The organism is Ruminococcus sp. SR1/5, from assembly GCF_000209835.1.
Taxonomy (GTDB): domain Bacteria; phylum Bacillota; class Clostridia; order Lachnospirales; family Lachnospiraceae; genus Blautia_A; species Blautia_A fusiformis.
The window spans coordinates 1345110-1363666 of record NC_021014.1 but is presented as its reverse complement, the minus strand read 5'-3'; the positions used below and the strand labels follow the sequence as shown (position 1 = coordinate 1363666).

The 18557-nt window shown below is 45.3% G+C and carries 15 protein-coding genes and 2 pseudogenes; all 17 read right to left on the bottom strand.

Annotated features, from left to right (window positions below):
* Positions 1–6: 6 nt before the first annotated feature.
* Complete coding sequence (gene atpC, locus CK1_RS07040) at positions 7–414, bottom strand: ATP synthase F1 subunit epsilon (RefSeq protein WP_015525582.1); 408 nt, start codon at positions 412–414, stop codon at positions 7–9.
* 9 nt (positions 415–423) lie between these two features.
* Positions 424–1821: a F0F1 ATP synthase subunit beta gene (atpD, locus tag CK1_RS07035; protein WP_015525581.1), complete on the bottom strand. Its 1398-nt coding sequence runs from the start codon at positions 1819–1821 to the stop codon at positions 424–426.
* Between the two features lie 5 nt (positions 1822–1826).
* A complete protein-coding gene (atpG, locus tag CK1_RS07030; RefSeq protein ID WP_015525580.1) occupies positions 1827–2717 on the bottom strand; it encodes an ATP synthase F1 subunit gamma in 891 nt (296 codons plus the stop codon).
* A gap of 8 nt (positions 2718–2725) precedes the next feature.
* A complete protein-coding gene (atpA, locus tag CK1_RS07025) occupies positions 2726–4234 on the bottom strand; it encodes a F0F1 ATP synthase subunit alpha (protein ID WP_021652816.1) in 1509 nt (502 codons plus the stop codon).
* A 7-nt stretch (positions 4235–4241) separates the two neighbouring features.
* The gene (gene atpH, locus CK1_RS07020; protein WP_015525579.1) at positions 4242–4745 is read right to left on the bottom strand and encodes an ATP synthase F1 subunit delta; all 504 of its coding nucleotides are present in this window, start codon (positions 4743–4745) and stop codon (positions 4242–4244) included.
* A complete protein-coding gene (gene atpF / locus CK1_RS07015) occupies positions 4726–5226 on the bottom strand; it encodes a F0F1 ATP synthase subunit B (RefSeq protein ID WP_022427145.1) in 501 nt (166 codons plus the stop codon). Before atpF ends, atpH begins: the two co-directional genes overlap by 20 nt.
* Positions 5227–5276: 50 nt before the next feature.
* Complete coding sequence (gene atpE, locus CK1_RS07010) at positions 5277–5495, bottom strand: ATP synthase F0 subunit C (RefSeq protein WP_021652814.1); 219 nt, start codon at positions 5493–5495, stop codon at positions 5277–5279.
* 61 nt (positions 5496–5556) lie between these two features.
* Positions 5557–6273: a F0F1 ATP synthase subunit A gene (locus tag CK1_RS07005; protein ID WP_173722359.1), complete on the bottom strand. Its 717-nt coding sequence runs from the start codon at positions 6271–6273 to the stop codon at positions 5557–5559.
* Between the two features lie 140 nt (positions 6274–6413).
* The gene (locus CK1_RS07000; protein ID WP_015525577.1) at positions 6414–7394 is read right to left on the bottom strand and encodes a biotin--[acetyl-CoA-carboxylase] ligase; all 981 of its coding nucleotides are present in this window, start codon (positions 7392–7394) and stop codon (positions 6414–6416) included.
* 276 nt (positions 7395–7670) lie between these two features.
* Positions 7671–8657: a helix-turn-helix transcriptional regulator gene (locus CK1_RS06995; RefSeq protein WP_015525576.1), complete on the bottom strand. Its 987-nt coding sequence runs from the start codon at positions 8655–8657 to the stop codon at positions 7671–7673.
* A gap of 18 nt (positions 8658–8675) precedes the next feature.
* Positions 8676–8930, bottom strand: a complete 255-nt coding sequence (locus tag CK1_RS06990; protein ID WP_015525575.1) for a hypothetical protein — start codon at positions 8928–8930, stop codon at positions 8676–8678.
* Between the two features lie 241 nt (positions 8931–9171).
* Positions 9172–13776, bottom strand: a complete 4605-nt coding sequence (locus CK1_RS06985) for a leucine-rich repeat protein (RefSeq protein WP_015525573.1) — start codon at positions 13774–13776, stop codon at positions 9172–9174.
* A gap of 278 nt (positions 13777–14054) precedes the next feature.
* Positions 14055–14653: pseudogene (locus CK1_RS06980) on the bottom strand (LrgB family protein).
* 89 nt (positions 14654–14742) lie between these two features.
* Positions 14743–15105: a CidA/LrgA family protein gene (locus tag CK1_RS06975; protein ID WP_015525571.1), complete on the bottom strand. Its 363-nt coding sequence runs from the start codon at positions 15103–15105 to the stop codon at positions 14743–14745.
* 271 nt (positions 15106–15376) lie between these two features.
* Positions 15377–15844, bottom strand: coding sequence for a metallophosphoesterase family protein (locus CK1_RS06970; protein ID WP_015525570.1), 468 nt, complete (start codon positions 15842–15844; stop codon positions 15377–15379).
* Positions 15845–16033: 189 nt separating this feature from the next.
* Positions 16034–17221: pseudogene (locus tag CK1_RS06965) on the bottom strand (endonuclease Q family protein); the annotation flags it as partial.
* A gap of 189 nt (positions 17222–17410) precedes the next feature.
* The gene (locus CK1_RS06960; RefSeq protein ID WP_306288822.1) at positions 17411–18532 is read right to left on the bottom strand and encodes a hypothetical protein; all 1122 of its coding nucleotides are present in this window, start codon (positions 18530–18532) and stop codon (positions 17411–17413) included.
* Between the last annotated feature and the right edge of the window lie 25 nt (positions 18533–18557).

Sequence of the window (18557 nt, the reverse complement as noted above, 5' to 3'; positions counted from 1 at the left end):
TTAAATTTACTGCTTATGTGTTACCTTAAGACGTGTCATCGCTCTCGCAAGTGCCATCTGGTTCATATGATACTCCTGGATGCTCTGTTTCTGACGAAGCTGCTCTTCTGCACGTTCCTTTGCTTCCTGAGCACGGCGGATATCAATCTCGTCCGGACTCTCTACGCTGAGGCAGAACAGCTTGGCACGGTTATTGATCATCTCAACAAATCCGCTGCTCACAGCAAACACATACTCATTACCGTCAGCATCCTCAAAACGCATCTCACCGGGAATGATGGCAGCTACAACATTCGCATGATGGGCAAGAAATCCCTGCTCACCATCCACTGCCGGGATAATAAGCTTCTGAGCACGTCCTGCATAAGCCAGTTTATTGCTGGCATATATTTCCAGGCCAAATGTCTCACTCATAGCTGCTCCTTACTGCCGGTTCTCCTCGGCTTTTGCTTTTGCAATTACATCATCAATGGTTCCAACATTAAAGAATGCGTTCTCCGGATAATCATCCATCTCGCCGTCAATGATCGCCTTAAATCCGCGGATCGTCTCTTTCAGAGGTACATATTTACCTTTGATACCGGTGAAGTTCTCAGCTACATGGAACGGCTGGGAAAGGAACTTCTGGATCTTTCTTGCACGGAATACTGTCTGCTTATCTTCCTCTGAGAGCTCCTCCATACCAAGAATAGCAATGATGTCCTGAAGTTCTTTATATTTCTGAAGGATCTCCTGTACTCTACGTGCAACCTCGTAATGTTCCTCACCAACAATATCTGCCTCCAGGATACGGGAAGTAGACTCAAGCGGATCTACGGCCGGATAAATACCCTGCTCAACGATCTTACGGGAAAGAACGGTTGTTGCATCCAGATGGGCAAATGTTGTTGCCGGAGCCGGGTCAGTTAAGTCATCGGCCGGTACATATACTGCCTGTACAGATGTAACAGAACCTTCCTTGGTAGATGCGATCCTCTCCTGAAGCTCACCCATCTCAGTTGCCAGTGTAGGCTGATATCCTACTGCGGACGGCATACGTCCAAGCAGAGCGGAAACCTCAGATCCTGCCTGTACAAAACGGAAGATATTATCAATGAAAAGAAGTACATCTCTGTGCTCCTGATCACGGAAATACTCTGCCATGGTAAGTCCTGTCTCAGCAACACGCATACGTGCTCCAGGCGGCTCGTTCATCTGTCCGAACACTAAGGCTGTCTTTTCAAGAACACCGGATTCCTTCATCTCTGTCCAAAGGTCATTACCCTCACGGGAACGCTCACCGACACCGGTGAAAATAGAATATCCACCATGCTCGGTAGCGATATTCTGGATCAGCTCCTGGATAAGGACTGTCTTACCAACACCGGCACCACCGAACAGACCGATCTTACCACCTTTTGCATATGGAGCAAGAAGATCGATAACCTTGATACCTGTTTCCAGGATCTCAACTGCCGGTTTCTGCTCCTCAAATGAAGGCGGATCACGATGGATGACCCAATGCTCCTCACCGTCCAGGGAATCACCGCCATCTACGGTATCTCCAAGAACGTTGAACAGACGACCAAGTGTTTTATCTCCAACCGGAACCTTGATACCGCTTCCGGTAGCTGTTACTTCTCTGTCTCGCTGCAGGCCCTCGCTGGCTCCCAGCATAATGCAGCGTACGATATTATTTCCAAGGTGCTGGGACACCTCCATAACGCATCTCTTACCGTTGTTCTCGACTTCAAGGGCATCCTTGATATCCGGAAGCTGTCCGTCTTCAAAAACAACGTCTACAACAGGTCCCATAACCTGTACGATCTTACCTTTATTCATAGTCATCACTTCCTTTTTTGTGCTTTAGCACCGCTGATAACCTCAGTGATCTCCTGGGTGATCGCAGCCTGACGTGCACGATTATACTGAATGGAAAGATCCTTCAGCATCGCCTTCGCACTATCTGTAGAGGACTGCATTGCTGTCATTCTCGCACTGTTCTCACTGGCATATGCCTCTACAAGACATCCATAGATCACACCTGTAAGGTAGTTGGGGATCATAGTATCCAGAAGCACATCTGCAGACGGAGATAACACGATCTCCTCCTGATAAATATCTGCCGGGATCTGACCCACCTTAAAATCAGCCTTTTTCAGCGGTAAAAGCTGCATATTCACATTTTCCATTGCCATCGCATTCAGCATCTGTGTATAGACAATGTGAATTTCATCCAGCTCTCTTTCAAGAAATGCCCGTACGATCTCTTCCGTGATAAGGCGTGCTCTGTGCATAGTCGGCTTCTGCACGGTATAATGAAAACTGCCGTCCATATCCACATCTCTCTTGCCGAAATACTGACGCCCTACCATACCAAGGACATACAGCTTGTGATGTCCCGGTACCTCTTCCATGAAATCTTCTGTCATTTTCTGTACATTATGATTGTATGCACCAGCCATACCTTTATCACCTGTAATGACAATGGTACCTACCTTTCTTTCATCCTTCGGAACAAGATGACGCTCACTGAAGAAAGGATGCTGGATGTCCGGCATATGACGGAGGATCCTGGCAATGGCAGCCTGCATATTATAGAAATATGGTTCCGTATCCTGCAGGATCTTCTTGGCCTTCTGCATCTTGGAAGAAGAAATCATGTACATCGCATTGGTGATCTTCATGGTGTCCTGAATGCTTTTCATACGAGTCTGTATTTCTTTTGCATTTGCCATATCAACACCTACCTGCTCTTATCTCTGAATTCTTCTGCCGCCTTTACGATTTTCTCTACAAGCTCATCAGAGAGCTGCTTTGTAGTCTCGATCTCTTTGCCGATCTCAGGATATACATTATCAAAGTACTCCAGAAGATCCTTCTGATATTTCTTGATCTCTTTCTTTTCTACATCTACCATCAGCTTGTGAGTCGCAACGCAGAGAGTAATTACCTGCTGATGAAGACTTAACGGGCTGCAGAGCGGCTGTTTCAGAAGCTCCATCAGACAGCTTCCGTATTTCAGCTGTGCAGTTGTAGCCTCATCCAGATCTGAACTGAACTGGGTGAACACTTCCATCTCTCTGTACTGTGCCAGGTCGATACGTACACTACCGGAAGCTTTCTTCATAGCCTTGGTCTGTGCAGCACCACCAACACGGGATACGGAAAGACCAACATTGACTGCCGGACGCATACCTGAGAAGAACAGATCACTTTCCAGGAAGATCTGACCATCTGTGATGGAAATTACGTTTGTAGGAATGTATGCAGATACATCACCGGCCTGTGTCTCGATGATCGGAAGTGCCGTGATGGATCCGCCTCCTGCCTCCTCGCTCAGACGGCTGGAACGCTCCAGAAGTCTGGAATGAAGATAGAATACGTCACCAGGATATGCCTCACGTCCCGGAGAACGCTCAAGCAGAAGTGACAATGCACGATATGCCACTGCATGCTTGGAAAGATCATCATATACGATCAGTACGTCTTTACCCTGATACATGAAATACTCTGCAAGAGCAGTACCAGCATAAGGAGCAATATACTGAAGCGGTGCACAGTCGCTGGCTGTTGCGGAGAATACGGTTGTATACTCCATTGCACCGTATTTTTCAAGATTGGAAACTACCTTTGCAACGGTAGAAGCTTTCTGTCCGATGGCAACATAGATACAGATCACATCCTTACCTTTCTGGTTGATGATCGTATCGGTTGCGATGGATGTTTTACCTGTCTGTCTGTCGCCGATGATCAGCTCTCGCTGTCCACGGCCGATCGGGAACATGGAATCAATGGAAAGGATTCCTGTTTCCAGAGGTACAGTTACAGACTTACGGTCGATGATTCCAGGAGCCGGGTTCTCGATCGGGCGGTATTCCTCTGCCTGGATCTCTCCCTTTCCATCAATAGGCTCACCAAGTGCGTTCACGATTCTTCCGATAAATTTATCCCCTACCGGAATACCTGCCTGCTTGCCAGTTCTGGCAACCTTGGTGCCTTCCTTGATTCCTGTATCCTTTCCGAAAAGAATACATCCCATGCTGTTGGCACGGACATCCTGTACCATACCTTTCAGACCATTCTCGAAGGTCACGACCTCACCGTACATGGCATGATCGATGCCATAAACAGTTGCGATACCATCTCCCACGGAGATGACAGTGCCTACTTCCTGGTCCTTGCTGATTTCGTCATAGTTCTTTATTTCTTCCTTGAGAATCGAAATGATTTCATCTGGATTTATTGCACCCAATTCAATTTCACCTCCGGGTTAATTTCTGTTTCAGTTTCTTATAACGTCCGATGAGGCTCCAGTCGTACTCACGATCTCCTGCCCTGAGAACAAATCCACCTACAAGGCTTTTATCCTCTGTAAGGGTAAGTTCCACTTCTCTGGCAGAAAACTGGCTACGGAGAAACTCCTTCATCTTATTTTCCTGCTCTTCGGCAGGACGTGTTACATAAAGAAGCTCTGCCTTGAGAATTCCTTTCTGTTCCCGGCTGTAAGCATCATAAGCTTCAAGGATCTCTCCGATTCTGTCAATCTTCTGATACTTACACGTTACTTTAAGAAAACTCTTCATTTCCTGCGGAAAAACCCGCTCTATTACCTGTTCTTTTTCTTTGAGGGAAACAAGTGGATTTTCAAGCATCTTACCTATCTCAGGTGTATTCTTAAAAATCCTTCCTGTTTCGCAGATTGCCTCCCCCGGGACAGAAAGACCGTATAATGCTTTTGCATAATTAATGGACGTCTCTGTCATGAGGATCACCTGCTCCTTCTAAAAACTGGTCATATAGGGACATATCCTGTGCTTCGTCGTTCTTTTTTCCCATGATTCTGGATGCTGCATCCATTGCCAGCTCAGCCACTTTGCCTTCCATCGCTTTCATAGCAGCTTCCTGCTCAGTGCTGATATCTCTTCTTGCTTTCTCAAGAATCTGACCAGCCTGATCATTAGCTCTCTTCACGATGCTGTCTGCCTGTACTTTTGCCTCGTCCTTAGCCTGCTCTACAATACTGAAGGATTCCTCCTTCGCAGATTTCAGTGCATCCTCATACTGTCCTTTCAGCTGGTTTGCTTCAGTGGTTGTCTTCTCTGCTGAAGCAAACTGCTCATCGATCATAGCTTTTCTCTTCTCCATAACACCAATGATCGGGCCGAAAAGGAACTTCTTCATTAAAAGATAAAGAACGATCAGGTTTATAATAGTAAAGACAAGGTTGATATCAATTTTAATCACCTGGTCCACCTGCCTCTCTTAATCCTGAATTAGTATCTCGTCTTTACCTATTAGCCAAGCATGATGATGATCAGAAGACCGATTACGAAACCGTAAATAGCTGTTGCCTCTGCAAGAGCACATCCAAGAAGAAGTGCTTTACTGATCTTGCTCTCTGCCTCTGGCTGTCTTGCGATAGCTTCTACTGCTTTAGATGTTGCAAGACCGATACCAATACCTGCTCCAATACCTGTAAGAACTGCGATAGCTGCACCAATTGCGATTAACATAGTTTTTCCTCCTGTAAAATACAATTTTTTCATTTTTAGATCAAGCGGATCTTCCGCTTCACTACTCAATTGCTTCCTTAATGAACAAGGATGTTAAGAATACAAATACATACGCCTGTATGAATCCGTCGAAGAAATCAAAATACAGGCTGAATGGTATGGGAAGAATGGCCGGACAAACAAACTCCAGCAGCTTCATAACTACGAAGCTTCCCAGAACATTACCGAACAACCGCATGCAGAGAGATGTAGGTCTGATCGCTATTTCCAGAATGTTGATCGGAAGCATGATCGGAACCGGCTCCGCAAAGCTTTTCAGGAAACCCTTCAGTCCCCTTTTATGAAAGCCTGCATACTCGATCAGAATAATGCTCATCAGCGCCAGCGCAATGGTAACATTCATGTCCTTCGTTGGTGGTGTAAAACCAAATACGCCTGCGATATTGGCTATTCCGATGTAAATTACGGTTGACATCAAATAAGGCACATACTGTTTGCCTTCTTCTCCAAGGATACCCATGAAGAAATCCTGAAGAAAACTTACCCCGGTCTCCAGAAGCAGCTGCTTCTTACCCGGATTTTCCACACTGAGATTCCGAACTAAGATCAGAGACAGAATCACAAGAACCGCCATGATGACCCATGTGACTACCACGCATTCTGCAATTGGTATTCCACCAAACGCCGGAATGGTAAAGGCTGTCTTACTGTTTAGTTCTTCTGCCAGTGTACTTGATAAATCTCCCGTTTTTCTCCCTCCTTTTCTCTTGGCGCTGATCGTATCTTTTTATAATTGGTATGACCACGCCTTGTAGTTGACTTTATTTTACTCCGCATTTCCAGAATGTCAATATTATTTTTGCCTGTTTTGCACAAAAAAGAATCTGTTTTTTATACAAAATATACAATTCATTTCAATTAACCTTGATCCGACTTCCTGCGTACAGATACTTCTCCATAAGAAAGCAGGGTTTCTGAACCATCCTGTTCTCTCACAAGAAGCCTTCCATCTGGTGCTATGGATTCTGCATAAGCTTCCCTTGTACACTGTCCGTCTGTGATCACGATCATGTTTCCAGGAATGATATTATTTTCTGTATATTCTCTGGAAAGTCCCGGAGTCTCCACTTCCATGAGAAGCTGATTGACGATCTCCGCCACAAGAATACTGCAGTTTATATGCTCTGCGTCATTCCTGTTTTCAAATAATGCTCCAGCCGTTTCCTGTATATCTTCAGGAAACCCATCTTCCGGCATATACAGATTCAAACCAATTCCTACAACTGCAAACTCAATGTTCCCGCTTTCAAAGTCTGTAACAGCCTCTGTCAGTATCCCACACACTTTCTTATTATGAAAATACAGATCATTGACCCATTTGATCCCAAGGTCGATCCCGCAGATTTTCTTCACTGCACGGCACACTGCAGTTGCCGCCGCTGTAGTGATCAGGAGTCCTTCCTTCAGAGTTCGGTCAGGTCTTAGAACGATACTCATATAAAGTCCTGCATTTTCAGGAGAATAAAAACTTCGGCCTCTTCGGCCTCTTCCGCTTTTCTGTCTGCGCGCCAGTATCAGTGCACCATGACCTGCTTCTCCTGAAAATGCAGCCTCCTTGGCTGCCCGGTTTGTAGAATCCAGTTCTCTGTATATTTTTACAGGGACATCCGGATGATCGAGGTAAAGCCGTATTCCTTCTTCCGATAAACGGCTGCCTCCTCGAAGCACATAGCCTTTGTTTGGTCCAGCTTCTATGGTATATCCCTCTTCACGAAGGGATTTCACAGCTTTCCAGATGGCTGCCCGTGTGCAGTTTAGTTCTGCTGCTGCCGCCTCTCCGGATATCAGTTCATTCTCGTGCTGCTCCAGAAGCTTCAGCATTCTTGCTTTTACAGTCATATCTTCACCGTCCGTAATCTGCCTGAAATGGCAAAATTTATTCCCTCCTAAGAGTCGAAAGCATTATAGCACTTAAGCATCGCGATGTCTATTATCTTTTTTATATATGCTATCTATATTATTTTTATATTTCAGATGCAGCTATTATATGATTTTTCTCATTTTTGTCTGTTTTCATTTATTTTTTTATATATTATTTCTGTTGAAAACCTGCAGACTCAGGAGCGAATTTTCCTGAATCTTTATTATATACAGATTTTCTTTATCATATATTTATCATTTGTAATTAGAAAGACTTTTCTCAAGAAATTCCCGGTACTTATCGCGAACCTCATCCGGTGACGCGATCACCGCATCCGGGCCAAGACTGGCTATCCAGCCAAAGAACTGGTCACTGATATTTACACGAACCAGTGTTTTGAAATGTTCAGGATCCTTCCTGTGTATCATAATATCTCTGCCAAACCGATCCAGCACCACCCCGACCAAGCGGTTATGTGCTTCCAGACATATGGTTACTTCTCTGCCGCCAAACATCCCGAAGGTCCTGGATGTCAGCTCCCCTATATCATAATTCTCAAAAAATTCTCTGCCGCGTCGCACCTCCTTCTCTATACGGATCTGCTGGAGCTTATCTACCTGATACTGCTTAACCCTTCCACACTTCTCGTCGTAAGTGATCAGATAATATTCCTCATTCTGCCATACAAGTCCCCAGGGACTGACCGAATATCGTTCTCCCTCATTCTCCGGACGCAGCTTCTTCTCCACAGTCCATTCACAATATTGAAAAGAAATCTGCCTGTCCTCAGTTAATGCACGCTGGATCATATCAATACTGTAATACACATTCTCGTTTATAGTCCGGATACGGTTCTCTGCAAATCCCTGTCGCCGCAGCTGTCTGGACTCATAAACACTGGCAAGGCTCTCCAGCTTCCTGATCAGCTGTCGGGATTTCCCATTGGTGATACATCTGGAGGACTGTACTGCATCCACCAGAAGTCTCAGCTCCGGAAGCTCAAATTCCCGACTGGCAAGATAAAAACCGGCCGGGTGCTCCCGCCGGTTCAGGATATCCATTCCAAAATTCCGCAGGGTTTCAATATCATCATAGACAGTCTTACGCTCTGCACTGATCCCCAGACTATTCAGATAGGCGATCAGCTCCTTCACAGACATCGGATGCTCTTCGTCCGTCTGCTCCAGAAAAATGCGCATCAGATATAAAATTTTAATCTTCTGGTTAAAGACCCTTGGCATCCTTTCTCCTCCGTTCTGCTACTTGTCTGTCAGTGATGCTACCACTGCAAAATATAATACCATGAATGACAATACAACAGCAACGATATCTGCTCCGCGGAAATCAAAATTAAACAGCATCGCCCCGCCAAGCATGATCTCCATTGTAAGAAGTGCGCCCAGTACCATTGCCATTCCTGAGGAAAGCTTCTGTCTGCCGCAATGTCCTCTCTCAGCTTCCACATATCTTCCTTCTGCCAATACTGCCTTCCTGCTGCTCTCTGTATTCCACATAAGATCCATCCTCCCTGTCCTATGTTCGTCTCACGATTTATCGAACATATTTTCCAAACATATTTTCTGTATGTTTGCATTATAGCTCATTTTTAGTCCAATAAAACGGTACAAATATGGTTTTTCCGAACATTTGTTTATTTTATACAAAAATATGTTCGTCTTTAAGATCCACAAAAAAAGAATGCTGCCTGCCGGTCACTCCGACAAACAGCATTCTTTTTTTATCCGCAGCCGCTATTTATTTCAGCACACCACTGTCAGCCAGTCCCCACTTACAGGTCAGAATATAATTCTCATAGGTAAGTGAAGAATCAAACCGGGCAAATTTCGCATTCAGGACATACGGATCTGCCATGGTCTTTGCCACATAGCGACCTGTTTTTTTCAGGCAGCTCAGATACATCTGCATCATCAGTTTATAATCGTTCTCCAGCTGTATATTCTCTGTCCCGGCATTCTTTGCCGCGATCAGCTGTGCTCTCAGTCTGTCCACCTGTAACCGAAGCACCATCGCATTATTTAAAGAGAACCATGCCTTATTGTAGTCTTCCAGCGTCGGGCAGTCCATCATAAACGCTACGGCTTTGCAGATCTTATCTGCCACTCCTACAACTTCCGCAAGATTGATACTGTTTTCCCACATCGGGGCAAGTGCTTTCTTATCAAAGAGCCAGATCGCATTTTTTTCAACCTGGTCTGCCAGGAAATCCTTCATAAGTATGGACATCGGCTGGTTCATATACTGTTTCAGCTGCACAACACCATTATACAGGCCGCTGTCTGACGGAAGCTGACTGATCACACGATCTACGAGCTTCTGTCCTAATGCCTGGACAGTCAGAAATGTCATCAGGAAGTCCACCGCATCGATTGCAATATCCGCTCCGTCAAAAATAGACTGCACATGATCCCATCTCTGCACTGTATCCGGTTTTGTCTGTCCCGGTTTCAGCGGAAGCTCCTTATATCCATTCATGTACTGCAGCATCTTCAGGGCTTCTTCCTCTGTCATCCATCCGGTTCCGCCAAGCTCCTGGGCAGCTTTTTTCATGGTATCTCCGTCTTTAAAGATCTTATCACCGCCGGATTTAAACTTTTTCAGCACTTTATATGCTCTCTGAAGCCCATCCTGGATTCCTCCGCTTAGATCCTCATCTATGGAGTACTCGGCAGTATCCACAACCAGTTCCAGTGCCAGGCTTCTGTTCACCTTCTCTTCTGTAAATTTCGGGTCTTCCAGAACTGCTTTGATCAGTGCTACATGCCCCTGCTGCATCTCGGATTTCAGGGCAGCCCACCATTCATCGCTGAAGGTTCCGCTTGTATGTCCGCTCATAATGGAAAAACAGTCATTCTGCAGATCATTCAGGATCTTGCTGTATCCCTCGTTTTTCAGATATTCCGGATACTGTCGCAAAAGCATCTCGGTTGTGATATCCGTAACCTCATAGGCTGTATTGCCGCCGCCCGCATTACAGATGATCTGTGCACCTGTAAGTTTCTCATTTCCTGCGGCAAATTTAATACCATTCCATCTCAGTTTTGCTCCTGAGAAATAAACTTTCTTCAAGCTGTTGCAGTTTTTAAATGCGTTGCTCTCCACAGAACTTAAGAATGTAAAGATCATGATCTCACTGATCTTTGTACAGCCTTCAAACGCATTCTTACGGATCGTTGTCAGCGATTTCGGAAGATAGATCTCTCCGGAAAGCCCGCTACAGCCTTTCATAAGTTCCGCCTCGATCACCTTAAGTCCATCCGGGAACGCAATTGTCTTAAGGGCACTGCAGCCGTAAAAGGCTCCTGCTCCAATGGATGTGATACCTGTACCAAGACGTACTTCCTGCAGGGATTTGCAGTTTTTGAAGGCATTCTTTCCGATAGATTTCATATATTTGTCCGAAATGGAAACCTTCTTCACTTTCGTGCCTGCAAAAGCAGAGTTCCCGATGGCTTTTACATTGAACTTTCTGGAATCCAGCGTGATCGTATCCGGAACCTTTACTGTTGTCGCTGTTCCGATATATTTCAGAAGTGTGATCTTGCCGTCACTTTCCACCTTATAATTCCATTTTGCAGATGCGGAATTTGCCATTCCTTTTACGGAAATATAAAATTTCTTCGAAGCTGCAGGATATATCTTATCCGCACTGGTTTTTGTAGCTACATTCAACGTAAACACGCCATTTCCTCTTGCAGTAAGACACATATTCTTATCCAGCCATGCGGAAGTCTTTGCGCTGTTTTCCACAGAACAGGAATAAGCCGCATTACCTTTTACAGAAATCTGCAGGGTCTGACTGAAAATCTCCTTACTTAATACATATACACCTTTTGTCTTATCATATTTCAAAAAGCTCTGCTGCTTCAGCTGGATGCTCTGTGCGCCCTGCTGTATCACATTTACTTTTTTAACTGCTGCCTTATAATGCTTCGTCTCGTCGGCTTTGATGGTGATCACAGCAGCTCCCACCCCAGCCAGTTTCAGTTTGTTTTTATCCTTATTCACAACCTGCACAGCCTTGGAATTGCTGTAAAAGTGAAGCTTCGTGCCATCGCTGTTTTTTACGGCTGCATTCAGTGTCACGGTTTTTCCCTTCTGAGAAGGTTTGCAGATCATTCCACCGGCACTGATGGTCTGTGTGGCTTTTGTGATCGTAAATTTTACGGTCTTCTTTGTTTTTCCAAAAAGACCTTTTCCCTTGACCGTGAGCACTGCGGTTCCAGGCTCTTTGTTTTTGATGCAGGAAACCGTATAATGGGTGCCTTTTTTCAGGGTTGCTCCCTGGAATTTCACAGTTACGGCCGGTGTCTGTGCCTTTCCATTCCATGTAAAGCTGTTTTTTGACAAAGTCACCGTTGCTTTGCCAAGATCCGCCTTCGTCCAGTGTGCATAAAGCGTCTGGTTCTTTGTCAGCTTAAACACCTTAGACGCAGTTACCTTACTGCCGCCGGATGCCTTGGTGTACCATCCAAGGAAATAATATCCGCCGCGGGTTGGAGTTGGCAGTGTGCCGTATTTGCTGTTGGTCTTTACCTGTTTTGAGGTGGTTTTCAGAGTTGCGTTCTTTGCATTTTTGTTAAACGTGATCTTGTGGCTCTGGCTCTGATCCTGATAGTTTGTGGTTCCGTAGTGGAAACGAATGCAGTGATTAGCGTGATAGTATAGGACTTCTGGATCGGAACCACTGCAGTCATAATATCCAAATATGTTTGCATCCCCTGAAAGCTTCTTCCACTGTGCCTTGGTACCTTCATAATAAAAATCCACTTTATCTACAGTTCCAGGATAATAAACGCCGTTGAAACTGCCACCATGTACAGCATCCGTGCCCAACTCTCCAAATGCATATTCTCCTAATTTCTGGAGACTTTTATAAACAACAACCCTTTCGCAAAAGGATAGATTCCTAAACGCACCTTCTCCCAATTCTTCAAGATTCTTGGGAAGTATCAGCTCATTCATACTGCAGCCGACAAAAGCATCCTCCCCTATTTCGGTAATATTGTCTCCGAATTTAACAGACGTCAGTGCCGAGCATCCAAAAAAAGCTCTTTCAGCAATCGTTTTCATCGAATTCGGCAATACGATATTATTCAAAGATTCGCAGAATTCAAATGCTTCGTTTGCGATTTCTTGTAGCCTGTTTCCAAATTTTACAGTTTTCAGCTTTTTGCAATTGTTAAAAGCTTTCCCGCCGATATATTCCAGTGAATCCGGAAATGTAACGGCAGTCAGAGAAGTGCAGTATAAAAATGCACTTCCGAATATACTCTGTAAACTGTTTGGAAGGGTAACTTCTTTTAGATCCTCACAAAAACAAAAAGTGCTATAACCTATACTTTTTACTCCGTCCGGAATAACTATTTTTGTTAATCCGGTAAACTCAAATGCACCGTCATAAAGCTCTGTAAGGTTTTTGGAAAGCTGTACCGATTTCAGCTTCTTACAGTCTGCAAAAGCACACTGATAAATCCTCTCAACACTATCCGGAATCTTTATCTCTTTCAGTGACTCACACTCATTGAACGCATAACTCCCTATTACTTTCAAAGAGTTTGGAAGCTGTACACTCTCCAGATTTTTGCATTTCATAAAACTGTAACATCCAACACTTGTGATTCCTTTTTCTATGACTACCTTCCGGATCTGATCATCATAAGCAGACCAGGGCTGTATCATTTTCTCTTTAAACTCATAACAATCCACAGTATCTCCATTTCCGGATATCGTTAATGTTCCCTGCGAATCTAACGTCCATTTTGCTGTATCCGTTATATTGGAGCCGTCTTCCTTCATACTTTCATGTAAATTTTTTAACGGTCCACAGTTTCCCGAAGCAACGATCCCCGTCGCACTGCTTTCTCCTGCTGAAACCAGTTCCTCCGCTCCGTCCAGCTGATCATCGGATAATTTCTCCTCTTCCAGCTGATCCAGCTCCTCAGTCTCCGGTGACGCAAGTTCTTCCGTTTCCTCAGAAATCTCTTCGGCCCCATCTGCCGCACCATTCTGATCCTGATCCTGTTCTTCTGATGATTCCCCGGATTCCTCTGTCTTATCTTCCGGTTCTTCTGTTACATCCGAAGTAAAATCATCTCCGGCTCCCGTTCCCATGTCTTCTGAACTATTTTCCGAATTGTTGTCGGAAACAGAAATACCACCGGTTACTTCTTCTGTCTGATCCTGGCCCTCCGGATCTGCAGTTTCATCCACCGCTTCACTGTCCCACTGCACGTCCGGCTGCTGGCTGAAATCTTCTGCCAGTACCGCAGAAGGCACACTGGTGCCAAGCATCGCCGCAGTCAGGAACAGTGACAATGCACTTGTCATCTTTCTTTTCATATGCACTCCTCCATTATTTTATTGTCATAAGTGTTTATATATATTCTGCAAAACGCTTATAACCTTTTAGGTACAGTATACATGTTATCACATTACTACTGCAACTTATTTTTCACCCTTTTCCCATGGCAATAAAAAAAGCGTTGCTGTTCACTCCATTCTCAGCAACACGCTTCGCGGGATATTACCAACGAACAACAAAAAAAGCCTGCCGTAAACGACAGACTTGTAAAATGTAACACTTTGAAAGGGCATTTGAAATCCTATGATATCTGCTTTTACATCATTCCCGCAAACACAGACGCACCTATAACCGTAAGCAATCCGGCTACGGCAATGGCAAGGCTGCTCATGGCTCCTTCTACCGGGCCAAGCTCCATGGCTTTGGCTGTTCCGATAGCATGGGCAGATGTTCCAAGTCCAAGACCTCTTGCGATCGGCTCCTCGATCTTTGCGATCTTGTAGACAACCTCTGCGAGCATATTTCCCAGAACTCCTGTGATGATGATCACGGCAACGGTGATGGTCACGATACCGCCAAGCTCCTCGGAAACACCCATTCCGATGGCGGTTGTGATAGACTTCGGAAGCATAGTGACATATTCCTGATGATCAAAGCCAAACAATTTCGCCATAAGCAGAATGCTGCAAAGCCCGGCCAGCGTTCCGGAAAAGATCCCGGCAGCCACTGCCTTGAGATTTTTTTCAGCAGATGGATCTGCTCATAAAGGGGCACTGCCAGACAGACTGTTGCCGGGGTCAGCAGATAGCTGATATATTTTCCACCTTCATTGTAATCATCATAATCAATATGGAAGATCAAAAGAACACCGATAACACAGATGATCGAGATCAAAAGCGGATTAAAGATTGCCATTTTAAACTTCTTTTTCAGGATCAGACCGATCTCATAGGCGATCAGACTTATCATTGCTCCGAAAAATGCGGAGTTTTTTATGAATTCCATCATTTTTCAGTTCCTCTCTTTCCCATACGGATCACTCCCTGTGTTACTTTTCCTGTTACGACCATTACGATCACCGTGCTGATAAACGTCATGATGAGAACCGGTACACAGATCGGTTTCAGAGTACTCCAGGCTGTGATCAGTCCCGCACCAGCCGGCACAAACATCACCGGCATGATCTCAACCAGAAAATCTGCCGCACCTTTGACCTGATCCAGCTTCAGAATACCTGTGAGCAAAGCCACCAGCATAATGATCAATCCATAGACACTGGCCGGTACCGGAAGTGGAAGAAAGGTTTTCAGTAATTCTCCAATGACGGAAATCAACAGGATGATGCTGAACTGCTGCACATGCTTCATGTTGCATCCCTCCTGATTCATGTAAAGCGCATATTCACATTTTGCTTTACTGCATACTCATGAACACAGCTGCGTTCAAATTCTGTGCTCAAACGAATTTTCCAAAAGTGGTAAGACCACTTTTGTTTTAAACGTTTTTTATTATACGCTACAAATCCAAAATTACAAGGATTGTATCCAATAAAATACAAAAAATCCTTTTATGCATCAGCGTATTCCAGTAATCTACAGAAACAGCTCTGCATAAAAGGATCTATAAACAGGGTTATGATCATTTCCTGGAATTTTCCGCCAAAATGATTTTTTCCACCTGATATTTGCCATCCTCCACAGTCATCACCGCCATGGTAACCTCTCCGCCAAAGCGGCTTCTTCCACAGCTTCCCGGATTCAGCCACAGTCTGCCATCGATCATCTTCTCAAAATATTTGTGAGTATGCCCGAAGATGACCACCTGTGTGTCCTCCAGCTCCCACGCAACGTCTTTTTTGTTATGGACCATAAAAAATTTCACGCCGCCAATGGTAAAGCTTAGACTGGTGCGGAGATTTTCCGCCCAGTCTTTATCATTATTTCCACGGACCACATAGAGATTCCCCATGGAACGCAGTACATCCAGGATCTCATCTTTATTGACATCTCCGGCATGAAGAATGTATTTGCAGTCTTTTAAGATTTCCAGTACCTCAGGCCGCAGAAGACCGTGAGTGTCTGATATAATGCCGATTTTTTCTTTCATGATCTCTATCCTGCTCCAATCCTTTATCATTATCGCCTTTTACCTTTTGCAGCTCACGCTATGACCGGCAATACTCTTCACAATACATAAATATTTAACAGCTGCTTCTTTTCACACCATTTCAGAAATTTTCTTAATTGGATCAAGCCGATATTCGCAATCCTGCAGAGGACTTACCTGATTCGCTTAAAACAATTCTATTTTTCCATATTCCCCGTCAGATCCCGGTTTCCGCACCACTTCTCCTGCACGGAGCCGCCGGATGCCTTCCGCCAGAACTTCTCCGCCGGCTTTTCGGATATCTTCCGGCGGAACCTCTCTTAATATGGTAAATTCCGCACCCAGTCTTTCAAGCAGCGCCTCGTACTGTCCCTGAACTTTTTTGCTTGCCGTGGAAAATCCCACACATGCGGAGATCACCTCCGGCAGCGGCATCAGGCTTTCATAAGGACGGCCGCTTTCCGGCATGGCCGCTGAACTCTCATCACGGTCAGATAACTGCAGGATCCGGTGATCCACACCCATAGTCAGCTTCTTTCCGCAGACCGGGCAGATACCGTTATACATCTCTGCTTCTTTCGGGCTCAGGCACACACCGCATTTCCGGTGCCCGTCAAAATGATACTTTCCTTCTTCCGGAAAAAATTCAATCGTCCCTTCAAGACCTTTTCCGTTCTGCACTGCATCCCACAATCCCTGATAGGAAAGCTCTATATCCAGAAGATCCGCTTCCCTTCCCAGCTTCGACGGTGAATGTGCATCCGAATGGGACACCAGCTGATAGCCATCCAGCGCCGAGATCTGCCAGTTCATCGCCGGATCTGAAGAAAGTCCTGTCTCCAGGGCATGGATGTAAGGTGTCAGTTCTTCAAAGCATTCTTCTATGGTGTCAAATCCGGACTTCGCTCCAAACAGGGAAAAATGTGGGGTCCAGATATGCGCGGGAATATAGATACCCTCCTCACTGACCTCCAGCATCAGTTCCAGAAGATCATGGCAGGGCAGCCCCAAAATAGGACGTCCGTCTGAATGGATATTTCCGATCTTTTCCAGCCTTGCGGCAAAAGCATCTGCCTCATTGAATCCCGGAAGCAGGATCAGGCTGTGCACCTTCCTGGTTTTTCCGCCTTTTTTATAGATGGAACTGATCTCACCGGACAGTACAAACCTGGGTGCTTTTCCAGGATAGCGTGCTGCCTCCGGCAAAACATATTCATCTTTCAGCCGGAACAGTCCCTGTTCTGCAGGGATCAGCTTCGCCTTCAACTCCTGCCGCCAGATGGGATGTGTCATATCTCCTGTTCCAAGTAGTGTAATTCCTTTTTTCCGCGCCCAGAGATCCAGCATCTCCGGCGTGCCATCTTTGCTGGTTGCCATGGAATATCTGGAATGTATGTGCAGGTCTGCGATCTGTTTCAAAACTTTTCCTCCTGTATCATCTTTTCCTCTGTCCACATGTACATCCTGTCTTTTTAACAAAAACGCAGACAAAGAAATTACCGTCTTCTTTGTCTGCCTGAATGACCGGATCGTATATAACTCACCAGAAATCCATCTGTAACATGATCAGATATCTTTATAATACGATGGTGATATCACATCATACTCCCTGCAGGAGCATCCGTTCTCATAGCTGTCACAGCAGTCACAGTTGGAACAATACATATGCGCGTCATTAATATAAAATAAACCGCCGTACTGCATGGAAGTGCGCTGATTCTTGGATTTCTTCTTGCTGTTGTCGTAGTAGGCTCCGTTGGGGATCATCATATTCTCCGGGGAGAAGCTGCTGAAATCAAAGAAATGGGATTCCGTACCATGATGTGGTACCTTGATACACCAGTAATGCTCATGAAGGGGAATCCTGCCATCATAGTTTTCTGCGATCATCCTCATGTACTGTGGCTGTACATCTCCGGTAAACAGAAGATTCAGCTCGCCGTCGCCGGTATTCTGAAATGCCAGACTGATCTTGTGGCGGAACTGACGCAGAAAATGCCCCTGTTTTTCCGCACTTTCCAGAAGTGCCTGAAATTCTCCGGTTGCCTGTAATTCACGGAATTTCTTTTCCAGCTTTTCTGGTTTAAGGCGACGTGCTCTCTCTTTTTCGGCTTCTTCCGGAGCCTCTGCTGTATCCTCAGCTGCTGCGCCTGTATCTTCCATTATAAGCTCCAGCTTCTCCTGCGTATATCCTTCGTTTTCCCTACCAAACTCTGTCTGTCCTGTCAAAGAGCGCTCGGATCCCTCTGTATCCTCTTCCACCAAAGATGCCTCAGACAGTGGAGCAGATTTCTGCTCTGCTTCCGGCATCTCCTCTGTCATGGACAGGAACAGCTGACGTACCTCCTCCGCAATGTTCACAAGCTCGGTCATTGCATTTTCATGATTCTCGATCAGGGAATTAAATACGTCCTCCGTTTCCCGGCTGACTTCCCTGAGATCCGGCCAGAGCGCTGTATATTTTCCTTCAAACTCTGAGCCTCTGGATAAAAGGTCGATCTTTACCCTTTTGGCGCAAAGAGCTTCTGCAAGGGCAAAAAGGCTGACACGTCTTCCGGGAAGACTGGCCTTTTTTGTCACATCCGCAAGGAGCAGAAGCGCCAGTGTGTATTTCATTTCCGGACCGGAAAATACATCCGGAAGATAGATCTTTTCAAATTCATAGGCATCTCTTCGGTAACGCATCATATAAAGCAATCCGGAAACATGGTCC

Bases quoted from the DNA above. Each gene is read 5' to 3' on its own strand.
- CK1_RS06970 (WP_015525570.1), bottom strand. From the start codon at position 15,844: ATGAAAGAAAAAATCGGCATTATATCAGACACTCACGGTCTTCTGCGG.
- atpH (WP_015525579.1), bottom strand. From the start codon at position 4,745: ATGACAGAGACGTCCATTAATTATGCAAAAGCATTATACGGTCTTTCT.
- CK1_RS06995 (WP_015525576.1), bottom strand. From the start codon at position 8,657: ATGCCAAGGGTCTTTAACCAGAAGATTAAAATTTTATATCTGATGCGC.
- atpG (WP_015525580.1), bottom strand. From the start codon at position 2,717: ATGGCAAATGCAAAAGAAATACAGACTCGTATGAAAAGCATTCAGGAC.
- atpE (WP_021652814.1), bottom strand. From the start codon at position 5,495: ATGTTAATCGCAATTGGTGCAGCTATCGCAGTTCTTACAGGTATTGGA.
- CK1_RS06975 (WP_015525571.1), bottom strand. From the start codon at position 15,105: ATGAAGCATGTGCAGCAGTTCAGCATCATCCTGTTGATTTCCGTCATT.
- CK1_RS07000 (WP_015525577.1), bottom strand. From the start codon at position 7,394: ATGACTGTAAAAGCAAGAATGCTGAAGCTTCTGGAGCAGCACGAGAAT.
- atpD (WP_015525581.1), bottom strand. From the start codon at position 1,821: ATGAATAAAGGTAAGATCGTACAGGTTATGGGACCTGTTGTAGACGTT.
- CK1_RS06990 (WP_015525575.1), bottom strand. From the start codon at position 8,930: ATGTGGAATACAGAGAGCAGCAGGAAGGCAGTATTGGCAGAAGGAAGA.
- CK1_RS06985 (WP_015525573.1), bottom strand. From the start codon at position 13,776: ATGAAAAGAAAGATGACAAGTGCATTGTCACTGTTCCTGACTGCGGCG.
- atpC (WP_015525582.1), bottom strand. From the start codon at position 414: ATGAGTGAGACATTTGGCCTGGAAATATATGCCAGCAATAAACTGGCT.
- CK1_RS06960 (WP_306288822.1), bottom strand. From the start codon at position 18,532: ATGATGCGTTACCGAAGAGATGCCTATGAATTTGAAAAGATCTATCTT.